Source organism: Parabacteroides gordonii MS-1 = DSM 23371 (genome assembly GCF_000969825.1).
Taxonomy (GTDB): Bacteria; Bacteroidota; Bacteroidia; order Bacteroidales; family Tannerellaceae; genus Parabacteroides; species Parabacteroides gordonii.
Window position 1 is genome coordinate 4,200,452 of record NZ_KQ033919.1, and the last position, 17,455, is coordinate 4,217,906.

Here is a 17,455-nt window from a genome sequence, read left to right on the forward strand (position 1 = left end):
ACCGATATGATATTAATTGTAGATGATGATGCAGTTGTTCGTTCTTCGCTTACCTTTTTGCTGAAGCGGGCAGGCTTTGAACCGGAAGCTGTTCCGGGGCCTGAAGAAGCGTTGGCGATCGTGCGCAAAGAAACGCCGCAGCTGATCCTTATGGATATGAACTTTACCTTGACTACGACGGGAGAAGAAGGAATTCAATTATTGAAACAGGTAAAGATATTTCAACCCGATGTGCCGGTCATCCTGATGACTGCCTGGGGTTCAATTTCGCTGGCTGTGCAGGGTATGCAAGCCGGCGCTTTCGATTTTATAACCAAGCCCTGGAACAACCTGGTGCTGCTCAAATCGATCCGTACGGCTCTCGAACTGAACGAGCAGAAGAAAATAGAGAAGGCTCCGCTCAACCGGAACGATGCGGATAATAAATTCCATTTTGCCAAGATCATCGGACAGAGCGACGCACTGATGGACGTACTGGGCACGGTTTCACGGATCGCCCCGACCAATGCTTCGGTACTGATCACCGGCGAAAGCGGAACCGGGAAGGAACTGATCGCTGAAGCTATCCATGCAAACAGCCCGCGTGTAAAGGAGGCTTTTGTGAAGGTCAACCTGGGCGGATTGTCTCAAAGCCTTTTTGAAAGTGAAATGTTCGGACATAAGAAGGGTGCCTTTACGGATGCCTATATCGACCGTACCGGGCGTTTTGAGATGGCTAACAAAGGTACGATCTTTCTGGATGAGATAGGCGATCTGGAATTGTCCTGCCAGGTGAAACTGTTGCGTGTATTGCAGGATCAGACTTTCGAGGTATTGGGCGACAGTCGCCCCCGGAAGGTGGATATCCGTGTGGTGAGTGCTACGAACTGTAACCTGCCGGAAATGGTAGCCGCCCGTACGTTCCGTGAAGACTTGTTCTATCGTATTAACCTGATCACGATCCATCTGCCTGCTTTGCGGGAACGGAAAGACGATATTCCTTTGCTGGCGCGTTATTTTGCGGATAAGCAATCGGAGGTGAACGGTTTGCCCCGTGTCGATTTCTCTGCCGATGCAAAGGCTTTCTTGCAACGTCTTCCTTATCCAGGTAATATCCGCGAACTGAAGAACCTGGTGGAAAGGACGATGCTCGTCTCCGGCAAATCGTTGCTGGACGTGGCTGATTTTGAAAGCCAGTGCCTGAACCTGGGAAATCCCCAGACCGTAGCAAAAGGAAGTGCCGCCAGTTTTGAAGGCATGACGCTGGATGAAATAGAACGGCAAACGATCCTTCAGGCGCTTGAAACGCATAACGGCAACCTATCGCATGTGGCCTCTGCGCTCGGTATCAGCCGGGCTGCCCTGTACCGCCGTTTGGAGAAATATGATATTCCCACAGATAAATAAATGACAGACGGATGAGGGTAAAAGGACTGTTCTGGATATTGACCGGGTTGTTGCTGACCGTGATGGGGGTGATGACCTATCACGTATTCTACAATTACTCCTCCGTCATGTTTTTTGTCGTGGAGGGACTGGTGTTCATTTCCGTTCTTTATCTGATCCTTTTCTACCGCCGTATCATCAAACCGCTGGATATTATCGGAAACGGTATGGAGCTTCTGAAGGAGCAGGACTTCAGTTCCCGCCTGAGCCGGGTAGGGCAGAAAGAGGCCGACCGTATTGTCGACATCTTCAATAAGATGATGGAGCAGCTTAAGAACGAGCGTTTGCATCTGAGGGAGCAGAACCATTTCCTCGACCTGCTGATCAATGCTTCTCCGATGGGCGTTATCATGCTGAATCTGGATAATGTGATCCTGTCTGTCAATCCGGCGGCACATAAAATGTTCGGACAGCCGTCCACCGTCGGTTTTGCCGGTAAATCCCTGACCGATATAGACTCGCCGTTGGCTGCGGAACTGGTGAATATCCCTTTGTACGAGTCGCAGACCATCCGCCTGAATGATGCCAATATCTATAAATGTACCCATTCCTCTTTCGTAGACCGTGGGTTTCATCATTCTTTCTACCTGGTGGAAGTGCTGACGCAGGAAGTATTCAAAGCAGAAAAGAAGGCGTATGAAAAGGTGATCCGCATGATCGCCCATGAAGTGAATAATACGACGGCCGGCATAACTTCTACCCTGGATACGCTCGAATCGACCTTCAGCGAACTGGAAAATACGGAAGATATATGCGAGGTATTGCGTGTCTCCATCGAACGTTGTTACAGTATGAGCCATTTCATTACGAACTTTGCGGATGTGGTGCGTATTCCCGAGCCGCAGGCGATAAACCATAAACTGAATGCGGTCGTTACTTCCTGCAAGCGGTTTATGGAGACGATTTGCCGGAACCGTAATATCCGGATCATCATGGAACTCGACGACGTTTCGCCTGTCGTAAAGCTCGACAGTGCCCTCTTCGAGCAGGTGCTGGTCAATATCATAAAGAATGCAGCGGAGTCGATCGACCATGACGGGCAGATTTACATCCGCACTTCGCATCATCCGGTCTGTCTGGAAATAGCCGATACAGGTAAAGGGATAGACAAGGAAACCGAAGCCAAGCTATTCAGCCCTTTCTTCTCCACCAAACCGAACGGGCAGGGGATCGGCCTGATCTTTATCCGCGAAGTCTTGCAGAAACAGAACTGCTCTTTCTCCCTGCGTACGTATGCAGACGGACTGACCCGTTTCCGTATCCTTTTTGAATAGTAGTGTCAGTACAACTCATACTATAGTGTTAACAGTATTAGCATAGTAGTGTTAAGGCTGTCAGCACTATAGTGTAAAAGTATGGTAGTTAAGGCCTGTTATTCCTGAAATGAATAGACCGCCGAGATATTGACTATATCCGGATGCAGGGGAAGCGTCCATACGACCCGGTTGTCGGGATCTACCTCTACCAATAGCGGTTGCGATTTATCCTGGCTGTGTCCGTTCCAGTTGCTTATCAATGTGTTGCCGTTTTTGTAACGGACGAGTTCGGCCACGAACAGGAGGGAGATATCCGGCAGGTCGTCGTCACCGACATTCCGGATGATCTGTTTTCCGGCGGGATCGATCTCCACGAAGTTATGCGCGTCACCACAGGATACCAGCCAGTTTCCGTTAGGCAGTATCTGGATGGCAAACGGATTGCCACCGCATTCGGCCCGGTTGACTATTTCCTTGTTTTTGTTCATTTCAACGACTTCCCCTTTCCCCATAAGCGGTATCAGGTAGGTGTTTTGCGGAGTCTTTACGATCTGCCGGAACTGGTCGTGCACACCGGTGATGCTGGTGTCGAATTGCAGTTCGTCTACCGGCTGGCCGCTGGCATCGAGTTCTACGATACGGGAAGGGTTGCCGCAGATTGCCAGCATGTAATTGCCGGAAGGCAGATGCGTGGCGGTAAACAGTTCTTCACCTTTTTGAGCTTTGAAGTCCCAGACGGTTTGCTGGTCGCGGGTGATGAGACGGGCGCCGGAAGTATAGGCATAGAGGATATGACCATCCGGTGTAATCTCTACATCGTTGCAGTCTTCCCCGGGGGTGAGCGGATGGCTCCACTCGATCGTACCTGTTGCTTTGTCCAGGATCGCTACCTGTTTCCAGCCGCAGCCGGAAACAAGTAACTTCTCTCTGGTGTTGCTGCACGAGCAACAGGTGCTAATTACTACTACTATACAAAACAAATATTTTAAACAACACTTTGTCATTCTTCAGTCATTACTACACGGAATCCTACATTATATACTTTCTGGTATTCGCGATAGGGCAAACGGAAAGAAGAGGTCGCCCGGTAAGGGCGGTCGTACCAGGAACCGCCGCGTACGACACGTTTGCCGTTTTCGGAAGTGACCCCGTTGCGGCCGTCGTTCTCGTTGTACGGATAAGGTTGGTAGCTCGATAATGTCCATTCCCATACGTTTCCGTGCATGTCGAACAGATCCCACGGGTTACGGATGTAGCGTCCCACCGGTTCGGAGATAAAGCCGCCGTCGTTGTACGTGGTGTCGCGCGGAATCCAGTCGTCATACTTATTCGGGTTTTCGATGACCATCGCGCTCTCGTAGAACTTATAAGCGGTACAGGCGGCAAACTCTTTCAGCTTGATATCGCCCAGGTTGGCATAGCCGGAGAAGTCGGCGGACATATTTCCATACCAGAACGGCGTATCGCTTCCGGCGCGGCAAGCCCATTCCCACTGTGCTTCGGTGGGGAGCGAGAACTTCATACCTGTCTTTTCCGACAGCCACTTGCAATAATCCATCGCTTCCTGCCAGGAGATACGGACAGCCGGCTGGTCGGGATGGTTCATCGAGTAGCCTTTGCGTCCGAACTGGTAACCATGACGGTGTTCGTCGCGGCTGTCGTGTTCCGGGTCGTAGGCTCTGAATTGTGCGTTGGTGACTTCAAAACGTCCCATCCAGAACGCTTTGTCTACCTGTACGATGGTCTGCGGCAACTCGTCCGGATGACGGTCGCTACCCATGATAAAGGAGCCGGCCGGTACTTTTACCAGTTCGAGTGTCAGGCCGTTACCCAACGGGATGCTTTTCTGGAAGTTACCCAGAGCCAGTTGCTTCCATTGGGTGTCGTTCCATTGGTCGTAAGGCTTTTCTGTCGGGTTGTAGATCGGCCATTTCTCCAGTAAGGTATCGCCTATTGCTTTTTGTTCCTTTTCAAACCGGACCGGTTCGATATTCTGCGGGATTTCCGGCAACCATTCGGTAGTCGACTTAGGAGCACCGAACATTTCGCGGTATAGTTTCCGCAGTTCGTTGCTCTGTTCTGCATCTTCAAACTTTGGAATGTCGGAACGACGTCCGTGGAAAGGAGCGTTGAAGTCTATCCAGCAGGAGAGCTTTTCCACAGATTCTTTGTCCAGTTTGACACCGTAGTGGCCTTTCTGGAGAATCTGCATCAGTTCGGTCTGATCGGCATGCACGTCCATCGGAACGAGCATGTGCATATCACTTTCGATACCCGGCCGGCGTACGTAACGGTGCAGGTTGGCATACGAGAGTGTAAAGTGTCCGCCGTTCTTCCAGGCTCTTCCCGATATGTTCGAAGTCCAGTCATCGATCCATTTGTCCCCTTTCAGGTAAGGCTTTCCGGGTTTGTCCTGATTGTGGCAAGAGATGCAATATTTGTCTAGAACGGGCTGTACTTCGTGGCGGTAGCTGAATCCTCTTTCTTTTCCATACCATTCTTTGATATCCTGCGGTTTTTGCAAGGATGCTTTTGTCCGCTTCGGAATGGCGATAGTCGATTTTTCTTCATGGCAACCGATACAAGAGACTGTTTCGCCCGGCATGCCGGTGAACCAGCTTCTCATGATTTGCAATGCTTTTCCTTCTGCATCCAGCGGTTGTACGAATACGGCCGTATTGGCTGGGATGGTAAACATGGCCGAACCGTCTTCTTCGACATCCACTTCACCTAGGATTCGTTTGATGTCCCACGGCCCGTCCATACCGATGGTGCCCAGCAATCCGCCTTGGCCCCAAGGGCTGAAGTTGAATGAACCGATGCGTAGCTTCTTGACTGTCCCACGCGGAATCCCTTTCAATCCTCCGCCTTCATAGATGTCTTGCAGGAATACGGTAGCAGTTGAAGAGGCGAGATCGACACGGTCGGGAATTACATTCGGTGTCTTACGGCTGTCCATCAACACCGGTTCAAGGTAAGCGACGTTCTCCTCTTCGGCAATCAGGGTACGGTTATCGAACGTGTCGACCAGGTAAAGCCCCCACAAGCTTTCCGGATTCTCTTTCATGGACACCAGATAGTAGGTATCGTTCAACGGATACGGTTGCAGGAACTGTGGCCAGATACCGTCGGGCAGGCGGTCGCGAACGATAGCTTCCACTTTTTTGCCGGCATACGGGATCTCGGCAACGACTCCGTCCGCTTCATGACGGCCTTTGTTGGTATCGATAATCAGCATGCGTCCGCTGCGTGAAACGCTGTGATGGCCGGAGGCAATACCGACTACCGCCGACGGCCGTCCCGGTATGGGGCGGGCATTGAAGAATGAGGTCGGGAAGTAGGAGTTCGAACCGTAGAAGGCCGATTGTGTGGTGCCGTCCGGATTCATCGTAAACAGCAGCCGCGAGTTGGAATGGGGCAGGTCGGCATATTCCCAACGCTGATAGAGTACGGTACCGTTGTCCATGATGACTGGTCCCCAGTTGCTGTCCTGGTCGTAAGTCAACTGGCGGGTTCGCCCTGTTTTCGGATCATACAGGAATAATCCGCACATTTTGTTCCCTCCGTCTGTACAAGGCAATCCGAGGAAGGTGCCGGTGGAGCAGAAGATATACCGTCCGTCGGGGGTGTAGCAACCGTCGAAGCTGTCGAAATCTTTATATGTATCAGGGGTTAGTTGCCGGGTCTTTCCGGTCTTCAGGTCGAGTTCGAACAGTTGCCAGTGGTCGGATGAACCGATAGAGGAATACATGAGTTTATTACCGTCGAAATGAGGTTCCGGGTCAGTGATGATCATTCCGGGTTCCGGTTTATAGAGTGTGGTTTGTTTTATTTTGCCGGGGATGATGTCGAGTGAAACGAATTCGTTTGTCCATCCCCCTTTGGGGTTTCCTATCTCGGAGTTGTTCTGGAAGTTGGAAGGGGCTATTCCCAGTTCACCACTCATGGCTTTACGGGCTTTGTCGCCCAGGGTTCTGCGGATGGCAACGACCTGTTTGTCGGCCAGCAACGGGTTGGCCAGCAGGGCGGCATCCAGTTGTTGCAACAGTTTGGTGGCTTGTTTTTCCGCTTTTGTGTCTTTGGCTTTCAGGCCGCTGATCAACGTCTCTTTATTAGTCTCCAGTTCGCTGACAGCCTTCTCCCAACCGGCATCCGGCCGATAGCTGTCAGGATATTTCTTTTTCAGGTTATTAACGGCCGATTTATATTTTTCGGGCGAGTAATAGGTAAGTCGGTTTATCAGGCTTTGCCAGGAGTCCTGCGCAGAGAGCATCGACGGACTGAGAAGTCCGGACAGAATAAGTAACACTGTGAAAAGGCGAGTCATGATGAATTTAGATTAGAAAGTTATACTGATGCAAAAATAAAGTATCTCTTTCTATATACTTTGACAAAATAAGACGGATACTTTGCATAATCCGATATTGTGAATTGGGAAATTATTTCTACATTTACGGCGGTTAACCCATAATTGTCTGATATGCTTGTATCTTATTCACCTTACGATCTGTCGTTGCCTTTGCTTTATGCCGACTATTCCCGGGTTGAAACCTGGTGGAATTATCAGGATGTGATCAGTCCGTTCTACCGCCTTTATCTGATTACAAAAGGGCGGGGAGTCGTTTATATTAATCAGAAAGGGTATGAGTTATTGCCCGGACAGCTTTTCCTTATTCCTAAGTTTGCCTTCCATAGTTATGAGTGCGACGATTTCATGGAACACTACTATATCTGTTTCTTTGACGAGACGACAGGCGGTAAAGGCATCAGCAGCCCGATGAAGATGAACCTGCAGGTCGCAGCCACTCCGATGGACTATTCGCTGATGGAGCGTTTTCTGGCTTTGAACCCGGATAAGTCGCTTCCTACATCCGACCCGAAGCATTACGATAACGACCGGAATATCTATACGAAAGAGAATGAAATCCCGGTCTCTTCTTTTTCAACGACAGTGGAGAGCAGCGGTATCTTGTTGCAGCTTTTCTCCCGCTTCATCACCGAGGACTGCCTGCGTGTGCCGGAAGTGAACAGCTCGTACGAAAAGCTGGATGTGGCGCTTCAATATATCAACAAGCATCTGGATCAACGGATATCCGTCACGACACTGGCCGACCGGATGTGTATCACTTCCGATCATTTCTCAAAGATATTCAAACGGATCATCGGTATGCCCCCCTGCGAATACATCCAGATGAAACGGATCGAACGGGCACAGACCTTATTGCTCACTTCACATATGTCGATCGTCGAGGTGGCGGAAAAGGTAGGGATCGGTAATCTGTCACAGTTCTCCCGCTTATTCTCAAAGCTGGTGCGTTGCTCTCCGAGAGAGTACCGGATGAAGCAGTTTAATGAAATGAAACCGGAGAATCCTGTATGACCTGATGTAGCACAATAGTTATACAGCTTCAGGACTATTGTGTCAGTCATAGTAGGACTATAGTGCTGCCGGTATCATGAGATGCAGCAGCACTATAGGTTCCAAGTTTTGTTTTTATTTATTCAGCTTAATCACCTCCGGTGCCCCTTTGGTAATATAGCGGATAATCACTTCCGGTGCGTCCTCGCTGATTTGTTCGCAGGAGAAGGCTACGGCTGAAGAGCCTGCGGGAAGCAGGGCGTTGCCTTGTGGGGTGACTTCGCTGATCACGTTATAGTTCTTGTCGGTAACGACTGCTTTGCCGTCGAAGGTATAGAGCAGGTACTGGCGATCCGATATCTCACAAGGAAATTTGATAACGCCTTTCGGTGTGATGAACGACGGGTCTTTGATCGTTCCGTCGCCATCTACTTTCAGACGGATGGCATAGACGCTTTCGTACGGGCTGCTCCATGACCAGTCGGCACCGCCCGGTTGTCCCGGTTGCATTTCAGCCATGTTGCAGCGGAAATGTTTAGAGATAGAAAGCGGATACAGGTTATAAGTCTGTTCGTCTGTCTTTTCCAGGTGCCATTCTGTTTGCGGATCTTTCAGGCGAGCTTTCTGTTCGTCGCTGAAAGCCTGTGCTTCGCGCAGTTTATCCCAGTTCTTGATGGCTTCGAGCAACTTGTCTATCTGTCCGTGACGGCGCAGGGTGTTGCTGTTGATCGTCATCGCATAACCGGAGTCGAAACCGGCCGATTCGGATAAGGCCCATTCGAGGTCTTCCAGGGTCGAGCATTCAAAATTACGGTCGGCCAGACGGATCAGGAACCATCCCAGCATACGCGGGAAAAGGTTGCGCTGGAAGAAATGCTGGTTCTTGATACGGTTCTCAACCTGACCCGTGCGCATCGCTTCCCCCCAAGGCTCTCCCCAGTTCATGCGGGTATGGATGTGCCAGAGGTTATGGCTCAGGCGGCTGGCATCGTTCAGCACGTTATGGTTCAGCTGGTTGTAGAAGCGGGTAACGAAACGGGAGTTGGCGTATTCGTCCTGCCCGGTATAGGAGCAACCTTCCAGGCCGTCGAATGAGATCTGGCGCAGGCCTGTCTTGTTCATGATCTCGGCCAGGCGGTCGGCAAACTTATCCTGTAGAACCAGATCCGGGAATAATGTTTTATAAGGGTAATCCCACAATTTGTAAAGCGGAGTCTTTTGTGCGTGGGCAGAAGCTGTCGTGCCGTAAGCGCCCCGTTTACAGTCTTTCAACAGGTAAGTGTCTCCCTGGTCTTCCATACTGCCGTAGGTGATCAGCTCCTTGTCTATCTGCATGGCGTTAAGGCTCATAGGCATGGAGAATAAATCTGACTTCTTGATCTTGATGGCTGTCTGCTCTTTATCCAGATCCGAGGTGAGTGTCAGTACGCCTTGTTTCAGCAGATGCTCGGAAGGAACCGGAGTGACATAGGCATCGTTGGTGGTCGTGAAGTTGCTGAGGGTATGCACACCAACGGCAATCCCTTGTGCCTTAGCCTTGTCGACCATCTTCTTTACGCCCTCATCGCCGCCTTTGGTGAATTTCGGATCCCAGTTGAAATGCCCCCAGTCGAGGAACGGGCCGCTGTGGTAGACATATTCGAAGCCGGCTATTTTTGCCTTGTCCAGGATCATGTCGAAGTTATCTTCTGAGAAGTCGGAGATCAGGTAGGACTTCATGGCAGCGCGGGAAGTCTTGCCCCATTCTCCGTCGAACAACGGGTGGGGAAGTCCCTGTTCCACTTCGATCTCGCCGATACGTGCCAGGGCATCTGTGTTCTTACTGCCGAAGAAAGCGATCTTAGCCCCTTTGATCGGGCCGTCCTCGCCTTCTACGGGGAGAACCAGCGATTTCTCGATCTGTTGTACCTTGCGATACTCCTGTTTATTTCTTCTGCGAGCGGAGAAATGGAATACGGTACCGTCTGAAATGTCGGCAGCGGCGAGTTTGTAAGCAGGGATGCTGGCAACCGACAGTTCGGCTGATTTACCTGAATAACCGTATGTCTCGGTAACCAGTTTGCCGTATTCGTCGGGAATGCCGGCATTCGTTTTGATGTTCAGGGCTTGTATGCCGAAGGCAAGGCCGTCGCCCTGCGCTACGCCGACAACGTCACCTACGACCTCATGGATGTTTACGGCTAGCGGGCCGAACAGCAATACTTCATATTTATCCGGAACATTGGTTGCTTCCAGTGTGATGCATACGTCGCTTTCCTTCTGTTTCAGGGTGATTGTTCCGCCGTCGGACATGGTTAGTTTCAATTGGTTGCCACTGGCAGTCATTTTGGTTGGTGTGATCAGTTTATTGTCTGCACAGACGGTTACAAGCGGATATTTGCCGGTATGCAAGATGTCTTTGCCTTCCACCCGGATGGAGGAGAAGTGACCGGTGTTGTCTATTCCAATCTGGGTGGAACGGGTTTTTAGATTAACATTCTGTGCTCCGGCATGGAAAGCCAGCGTAAAGGCAAATAGCAAGACTATTTTGCCGATTAAAGAGAGTCGTTTCATGTGTGTTTGTTTATGAATTTAATATGTAAGTCTTTTAATCGTTATCTCTCCGATGGAGGATGCACCTTTGTACTTCACTTTCATCTTCAGCGTGGTAGGGAACTCATCCAATGTCTGCTGGGAACGGGTAATCCTGCATGTATGTGTCTTCGGTAAAAGAATGAGCGAAGATACTTGTTTTTCTCCATACATGAACAGTTCGTGATCTTTAAACTCCAGATCGGACGGTTTGTTGCTCAGGTAATCGGTGGCCAGGCGGGAGAAGACGAGCTCGTATTCGCCGATCCGGTTGACGAAAGGAGTCAGGTCGAGGGTTATTTCCGTCCAGTTGTCCGCATTGAATGTATGGGCATCCCAGGTATCTACTACCTGTGGTTTGTCTTGTTGCCGCTCATCCTGCAGGTCGCTGAGAGGACTGGACACCTGGAAGGCCGAGAAGTTCTTCAGCAACGGTGTATCTTTTGACCGGGTGATGCGGACACGTAATTTATTCAACCGGAGAGTCGGGAAATGATCTATCTTCTTGTTTCCGACCGAGCTTCCTTTATAGATGGAGATCCATTTGCCTTCCCTGGTATATCCTTCCAGTTCGTAGGCCAGTACCCGTTGTCCCCCTTTCAGGTCTTCCTGCAGGATACAATGGTTGATTTCGGTAGGAGTGGCAAAGTCAAGCTCGAAGGTATTCCCTTTACCGGCCGTTTGCTGTACCGGATGGCCGAACCTGTTTTCGATCTCCCTGCCGAAAGCCTGATAGACGGCGGCATGTGAGCGGGGGATCAGTCCGGTTGTATCGGGAGTGGAGTTGAGGAGGAGCACGGAACCACGTCCGACGGATTTGTAATACAGGTTCATCAACTGCTCCTGCGTCATCAGCAAGCTGTCGCATCCGGGAGCCCAGAACCATTTATGACCTTTGTTCTTCAGCAGCGGGACATCCACCTCTACCGGGGCATACCGATCGCCGTCCACATCCGAGTGAAGGGCGGTGGAGACACCGGTTGTCAGGTCTTCCTCCTTTATTGTGTACCAGTTGGGGTAGGGAGCATAACCGTCCTCGTTGCCTACCCATCTCAGATTGGCCTGCTTGCCCTGAAAGATTACCGAATTGGCGGCATACCGGTCGAGAATATCTTTGATCGGGATGCGGCAGTTGCCGTCGAACCAAACTTCGCTGATCGGCCCATAGAGGGAAAGTACTTCCGTCAGTTGCGTGCGGAACACCTGGTTGTACGTCTCCTGTTTGGAAGGATCTTGTGTGATACCCCCGCTACCGATACCGGCGCCCCAGCGGTCGTCGCCCGGATAGATATACACTCCCAGGTCGAGTCCGTATTTCCTGCACGACTCCGAGAGGTCTTTCAATACATCCCCTTTGCCGTTGCGCCAGGGTATTTCCTTCACGCCGTAGTCGGACGTTTCGGTCTGCCACCAGCAGAAGCCGCCGCAGTGTTTGGCCACGAACAATACCATCTTTGCTCCCCATGATTGAGCTACTTCGCACCATTGGTCGGTGTCGAGGTCGGCTACTTTGAGACGGTCGAGCGGGGTGGTGAAGTTATCGTATTCCCGGTTCTGCCAGGCGGCAGGGCCGTAGTGCACGAACATAACCCGTTCATAGTTGTGCCAGCGTAGTTGTGCTTCCGTAGGCAGCGGGATCTTTTTCTCCTGTCCCTGTACAGGCGGGCCGGACAGAAACAGGAGGAAGATCAGTATAGGAATTAGTTGTTTCATGTAAGTTTACTTTTTGTATAAGCCCCGGATCAATGCCGGATTGATTGGCGCCGACGGGTTGAAGCGGTCGGATGCCATGTATTGCAGGATGCTCTGTTTGAACTGCCGGGCGGCCGGACGTTTGTCGAGGTCGCGTTGCAGGTCGGCACTGCACACCATTAGTTTACCGTTACCCACCTTCCCTTCGAGGAGGATACCCAGTTTGCGGTTCGTGAACCAGTCGTCGATCAGGTGTACGACTGGGCGGTAGTCTGCCGGGAAATCATCCAGTACCATTGCGTTGCAATTGCTGACCAGATCCCACCACTGGAAATCGCTGTATCCTTCAGTCGGGAAAGCGGCCAGTGCCGGATGTTTCGGATCGCAAAGGATGCCGAGGGTATGGGGAGGTTGCTTGTTTGTCCAGGCAGTGTTCCAGAAGATGGAAGAGAAGCCGACACGGATGTCGCCGCCTTTATCCGGTGCGATGCGTCCGGGAGCCAACAGCAGGAGGACGTTTTCCCCTTTTTCCAGCCGGGTCATTGCCTGGTCGTCGAGGGTGGAGGCAATGTAAGGCAGTTGTTCGATCGGTTCCTGTTTGGCCGGATAGACCCAGATGTTCCATTCGTTTCTGCTGTTCGTCTCTTTCACTTCCACGCTGACGGTCAGCTGTGTCGGTGCAGTGATGTCGGCCAACGGGTATTCGATAGTGCCGGCCGGGATGCAGTTGGTCAGCGGAAGGTCTTTTACGAAACTTCCCTGTGCCAGGTTTTCGCCCGCTCGGTTGCTGATCTGCCAGCGGATGTTTGCCCCCTGTAAAGGCTTCTCACCGAAATGAGCCAGTTCGACCGGCGCTTTCAGTGTCTCGTTATTCAGCCAGACCATTTTCGGGAAGCGGACAAGCGGAACGGTATTGTTACAGAAGGTGCTGTATTCTTCCCCCGTTACATATCCTTTTTCACCCCAGAAGGCGTCGAGTACGCCGACCAGTGCGGAACCCTGTCCCGGGAAGTCGTGCAGGTCGAGCAACTGGAAGCCTGCGAAACCGGGCGTGCGGAGGGCGGCTTCTATATCAGCTTTATAACAAAGCGTCTGCAAGCGGCCGGAAGCATACAGGAAAGCATCGGCCAGGTCGGCCATCTGATGGTCTTTCAGTGTTTCCCGGAATATCTCAAAGTTCTTCGCTTTCAGTACACCGGTATATTTCTCTATTTCCTTGAAGTTGGGATAGACGCACCATTGACCGATCTCATGGCTGACAGTCGGCATGTTCGGACGGATAATATGGGCGAAGTCGTAGTCGGTACGCGGCGGTTGTGCATTGATGATGCTGCGCAATCCTTCGCCCCATCCCTGGATACGCGGGTCGGGTGCATTCCAGTAGTCCGCATTCTCCACATAAGGCCATCCGCCGGAGCTGGTATAGGCACGGCGCAGGTCTTTCGATTTCCAGTGGTCGATCAGTTCGGACAGGTATTTTACCTGGTTGGCTCCACCCGGTTCGTTCCCGTAGGCCATCAGGCAGAAAGAGGGATGGTTGCCGTACTCTTTCAGGATACGGTCTCCTTCGTCGTAGAACCATTGGTCGGAATAACCGCCGTCGCCCACCGTTGCCCATCCGGCACATTCAACTTGCAGATAGACGCCCATGCTGTCGGCCACCTCGAAGGCGGCACGGGGCGGACACCAGGAGTGGAAACGGACATGGTTCAGACCGTAGGCCTTGCACTGGCTGTATATCTTCTCCCAATAGCCGTTCTCCATAGCCGGGTAACCGGTCAGCGGGAAGATACAGCATTCGAGCGTACCCCGGAGGAATACCGGATGACCATTTACTTCGAAACGTGTGCCGTTGGCTTTGAACTCGCGGAGTCCGAAGGTGCGGCATTGTTCTTCTTTATTACCATCGGTTTCAACGGTTGCACGCAGGTTATACAGGTTAGGGCTGTATTCCGACCAGAGCAAGGCGTCGTTGCCCAGCGATAAGGTCGCTTCCTGTTGCAGGGAGGTGCCCGGGACAATAGTGATCTCCTGTGGTTGGCCAACAGGGCTTCCGTCTTTCTTTTCTACCTGGAGAAGCAGGGTGGAGGCTTCTTTCCCGGCTGTACCGTTCAGCGTAATTGCGACTTTGACTGTCTTATCCGCGATATTCGGATAAAGCTGTATATCATTAATATATAGAGAGGGTTTAGCCGTCAGGCTGATGATCCCGATAACGCCGTTCCAGTTGGACTGCGTATGGTCGGAGACGCTATGGGCGTTGATTCCCACCTCTATGTTGACCCGGTTATCCACACGGAGTGTCAGGGTGTGTTTTCCGGGCTTCAATTCATTAAAGACATACCGGAAAGGGGTGGAGAGCGATTCATGCTTACCCATCTCATTCCCGTCGAGGAAGAGCGTCGTCTCCCAGTGCGTACGTTCCAGTTCGAGCTCTACCGGCTGGTTGGCCCACGACTGCGGTATATCTATTTCTTTCTGATACCAGGCCACTCCCACATAGTGTTTCTCCGGGTTCAACCAGAAAGGGACTTTCATATTTCCCGGCTGGCGGAATTTCTCATATTGGGGAGCATCGTACCATGATTTGTCGACAACCTGCCCCGTCCAGGCTGTTTCTATCCCGACATCATTGCCGTATCCTTGTTCCTGAAGCGAACCGGGCAGCTGGATGGTTTCGTTCAGGTATCTGTTGTACCATTGTTCTGTCAGTCCCCGGTCGTCAGGATCGAGGGCAAAGAGCCATTCACCTTGCAGGGATTGTGTGTTATCTGCCTGCCGGCAGGCGACAAGGGTTAAAAAAGAGAGTAAGACGAATAAGTACTTTTTCATGCGTATTTAATTGTAAATGATGAATAAGAGTAGCGTTCTGCAAAGAAACGCTTTTATTCATAGAAAATAAATAGATAATACTACCGTATAGATGGATTATCTTTTGATGAGTTTAGTGCGGTGACTGCGCACGAGAGGGTGCGGTCTGTGTGCACGGGAATGCGCATTGGTTGCGCACGGTAAGGTGCGGTGTCCGTAACAGGGCGGTTACGATAACCGTAACCCCTAAGGTACGATGGTCGTAACCGAGTTGTTACGACCATCGTAAAAAAAGTGACAACCTTACAAACTTTCCGCCCCCAGATTAGGCATCGTCGGCCATCCCGGATTCTGATAGATCGGGGAGGTTTCCACACTGCTGCCATCGGCAGATGTGTTCAGGAAATTCTGTATCGCGATCGGCGACAGGTAGTGTGCCATAGCCCACTTGAACCCGCCTTGCCGCATGATCAATGAGTTAGCCGCCACTTCCTGCGGACGCAGGTACATGCTCAGCGCCGGATCGGATACATTCGACTTGGAGTCGTTGGCACCGTACACCAGGATGCTCGCTCCGCTTTCATCTTTATACCAGTCCTGCATCGGCCCCCACAGTTTGAACCCTTCGATATGGTAAGGGGAGGAGATCAGCTGATCCATGGCACGCCACCGTTTGAGATCCATCTTGCGTAAACCTTCACCCATCAGTTCGCAGTTACGTTCCCGGCGGATGTTGTACAAGGTGGTATTGACCAGCTGTCCCGCAGAATAGGCTCCCCAGTTGTATTTCGCTTCTTCACTCATGTTCGTTGCAGAAATACTCTTGTTGTAATCCGTATCCAGATGGGCGCGGGTACGGATCGCACGCCAGTAGGAAGCAGCGGTTCCGTCTATGGCTCCGGTACGTTCGTAGCAGGCTTCGAGATAATTCAGGTAAGCTTCGGCGGCACGGAAAGTGATGCTTCCGGTGAAGGAGCCGAAGTTGGCACAATGCTTGGCATCGAAATTGCCCCCTTTGCGCATGGCGTATCCGGTGGAGTAATAGACATCGGAGTTACCGCTGGTAATGTCGGGAACTGTTTCTACCGGCGTGGCGTGTGTACCGTCGGATGACGGGTATAAGACGTTGATCTGCCCCGGTTCCTTGAGGAACAGCCACAGGCGGCCGTCGCGGTTCTTGCGTACGTCGGCTACATAATCGTCGCCGGCATAACCCGAGCCGGATGCATAGATCGGCAGTCCGTTCGCCATCAGGAAGGTACTTACCATGCCGCGCGTCAGCCCGTAACCGGCATTTCCTTTCTGTGCGAACTGAACGGCACCGTGTGTCAGCTGCAAGCCTTTGTCGTATTGGCGCCACATAAGCACTTCGTCGTAACCGGCCATGTTCTCATCCGCATACATATTATAATACGGGTTGGCAGGTTCTTCGGTGCTCTGTTGCAGCAGGCCGGTGTTTTCCGTTAGTGGAATGGCGTCGGCCACCGCTTTGGCCGCTTCCATCGCCTGTCCGAGGAAGAAATCGATTTCATTGTCGATACTGCCCGACGGATATTGGTAGCTTGCATTGTAATCCTTCTGTTTGCCCGGCCAGCCATTGCCGTCCGGTACGAAAGGGGTGTTGCGGAAATACTTCAGCCAGGTTCCTTCGAACAGGGCGACTCTCGATTTGACCAGGTTGGCGCAGTTGCGGGAGAGACGGTTCTTTTTCCCATCGGGTGATATTTCCTTCAGCATCACAATGGCTGAGTCGAGGTCTGCCAGGATGAAACGGGCTACCTCGTTGCGCGGGGCTCGTTTGCTGGCTTCGGTCAGCGCTTCCTGTTCGTCGGGGAGCGGACGGTAGAGGATGGGGAAGTCGCCGAACGCTTGTAGCTTCTTGAAATATTCATAGGCACGCAGGAAATAGACTTCGCCGATATAATGTTTCACATTCTCATCGTTCCCGCTGATCTCTCCGCTTTTCCATTTGTCTACCACGCGTTGCAGGAAGTAGTTGCACTGGTATATCTTCGTGAATTCCCAGTCGCCCCCGGTCTGTGCCGTTTTCAGTTCACCGGGTACATAGTCCGTGTAATCTCCCTTGGCGATCATATTGTCCGTACCGTTGTCCCATCCGAAGGTTCCGTACCAGTTGACACTCGATTCGTGGGAGGGCAGGATGCCGGGATATATGTTGTTGATGTAAGAGGCCAGTTGGCTTTCTTCTGTCAGATAGTAGTCCGGTGTGATCTGCGACAGAGGTTCTCTGTCGAGGTAATCGTTGCAGGAGAACAATACCGGAACCAGGACGATACCTGCGATTTGTTTTAATAGGCTGTTTATGCGATTCATGATTCTT

Annotated in this window: 9 protein-coding genes; 3 read left to right on the forward strand and 6 right to left on the reverse strand. The window is 51.6% G+C overall.

All coding sequences use genetic code 11. From position 1 onward, the window contains the following. Positions 1-6: 6 nt before the first annotated feature. Complete coding sequence (locus HMPREF1536_RS15825) at positions 7-1,386, forward strand: sigma-54-dependent transcriptional regulator (RefSeq protein WP_028726216.1); 1,380 nt, start codon at positions 7-9, stop codon at positions 1,384-1,386. Between the two features lie 11 nt (positions 1,387-1,397). Beyond that, the gene (locus HMPREF1536_RS15830) at positions 1,398-2,699 is read left to right on the forward strand and encodes a sensor histidine kinase (protein ID WP_028726217.1); all 1,302 of its coding nucleotides are present in this window, start codon (positions 1,398-1,400) and stop codon (positions 2,697-2,699) included. 98 nt (positions 2,700-2,797) lie between these two features. Here the strand turns inward: HMPREF1536_RS15830 and HMPREF1536_RS15835 are convergent, their stop codons facing one another. Then, entirely contained in the window at positions 2,798-3,685 is an 888-nt protein-coding gene (locus HMPREF1536_RS15835) for a beta-propeller domain-containing protein (RefSeq protein WP_028726218.1), read from the reverse strand. After that, positions 3,682-7,008 (reverse strand): SUMF1/EgtB/PvdO family nonheme iron enzyme, encoded by a 3,327-nt coding sequence (locus HMPREF1536_RS15840; protein ID WP_028726219.1) that lies wholly within the window; start codon positions 7,006-7,008, stop codon positions 3,682-3,684. The genes HMPREF1536_RS15835 and HMPREF1536_RS15840 overlap by 4 nt, the downstream gene beginning before the upstream one ends. Before the next feature lie 153 nt (positions 7,009-7,161). Between HMPREF1536_RS15840 and HMPREF1536_RS15845 the strand changes: the two genes are divergently transcribed. Next, positions 7,162-8,061, forward strand: a complete 900-nt coding sequence (locus tag HMPREF1536_RS15845; protein WP_028726220.1) for a helix-turn-helix domain-containing protein — start codon at positions 7,162-7,164, stop codon at positions 8,059-8,061. A gap of 114 nt (positions 8,062-8,175) precedes the next feature. Here the strand turns inward: HMPREF1536_RS15845 and HMPREF1536_RS15850 are convergent, their stop codons facing one another. The 4 genes from HMPREF1536_RS15850 to HMPREF1536_RS15865 form a co-directional block, all read right to left on the reverse strand. After that, positions 8,176-10,593 carry a hypothetical protein gene (locus tag HMPREF1536_RS15850; RefSeq protein WP_028726221.1) on the reverse strand — a complete coding sequence of 806 codons (2,418 nt, stop codon included), beginning with the start codon at positions 10,591-10,593 and terminating at the stop codon, positions 8,176-8,178. 18 nt (positions 10,594-10,611) lie between these two features. Continuing rightward, the gene (locus HMPREF1536_RS15855; RefSeq protein WP_028726222.1) at positions 10,612-12,324 is read right to left on the reverse strand and encodes an alpha-L-fucosidase; all 1,713 of its coding nucleotides are present in this window, start codon (positions 12,322-12,324) and stop codon (positions 10,612-10,614) included. A gap of 6 nt (positions 12,325-12,330) precedes the next feature. Next, the gene (locus HMPREF1536_RS15860; RefSeq protein WP_028726223.1) at positions 12,331-15,135 is read right to left on the reverse strand and encodes a sugar-binding domain-containing protein; all 2,805 of its coding nucleotides are present in this window, start codon (positions 15,133-15,135) and stop codon (positions 12,331-12,333) included. Positions 15,136-15,417: 282 nt separating this feature from the next. Beyond that, positions 15,418-17,448 (reverse strand): RagB/SusD family nutrient uptake outer membrane protein, encoded by a 2,031-nt coding sequence (locus tag HMPREF1536_RS15865; RefSeq protein WP_028726224.1) that lies wholly within the window; start codon positions 17,446-17,448, stop codon positions 15,418-15,420. Positions 17,449-17,455 lie beyond the last annotated feature (7 nt).

Coding starts and splice junctions, on each gene's coding strand:
- HMPREF1536_RS15840 (WP_028726219.1), bottom strand. CDS start 7,008: ATGACTCGCCTTTTCACAGTGTTACTTATTCTGTCCGGACTTCTCAGT.
- HMPREF1536_RS15825 (WP_028726216.1), top strand. CDS start 7: ATGATATTAATTGTAGATGATGATGCAGTTGTTCGTTCTTCGCTTACC.
- HMPREF1536_RS15845 (WP_028726220.1), top strand. CDS start 7,162: ATGCTTGTATCTTATTCACCTTACGATCTGTCGTTGCCTTTGCTTTAT.
- HMPREF1536_RS15865 (WP_028726224.1), bottom strand. CDS start 17,448: ATGAATCGCATAAACAGCCTATTAAAACAAATCGCAGGTATCGTCCTG.
- HMPREF1536_RS15850 (WP_028726221.1), bottom strand. CDS start 10,593: ATGAAACGACTCTCTTTAATCGGCAAAATAGTCTTGCTATTTGCCTTT.
- HMPREF1536_RS15830 (WP_028726217.1), top strand. CDS start 1,398: ATGAGGGTAAAAGGACTGTTCTGGATATTGACCGGGTTGTTGCTGACC.
- HMPREF1536_RS15855 (WP_028726222.1), bottom strand. CDS start 12,324: ATGAAACAACTAATTCCTATACTGATCTTCCTCCTGTTTCTGTCCGGC.
- HMPREF1536_RS15835 (WP_028726218.1), bottom strand. CDS start 3,685: ATGACAAAGTGTTGTTTAAAATATTTGTTTTGTATAGTAGTAGTAATT.
- HMPREF1536_RS15860 (WP_028726223.1), bottom strand. CDS start 15,135: ATGAAAAAGTACTTATTCGTCTTACTCTCTTTTTTAACCCTTGTCGCC.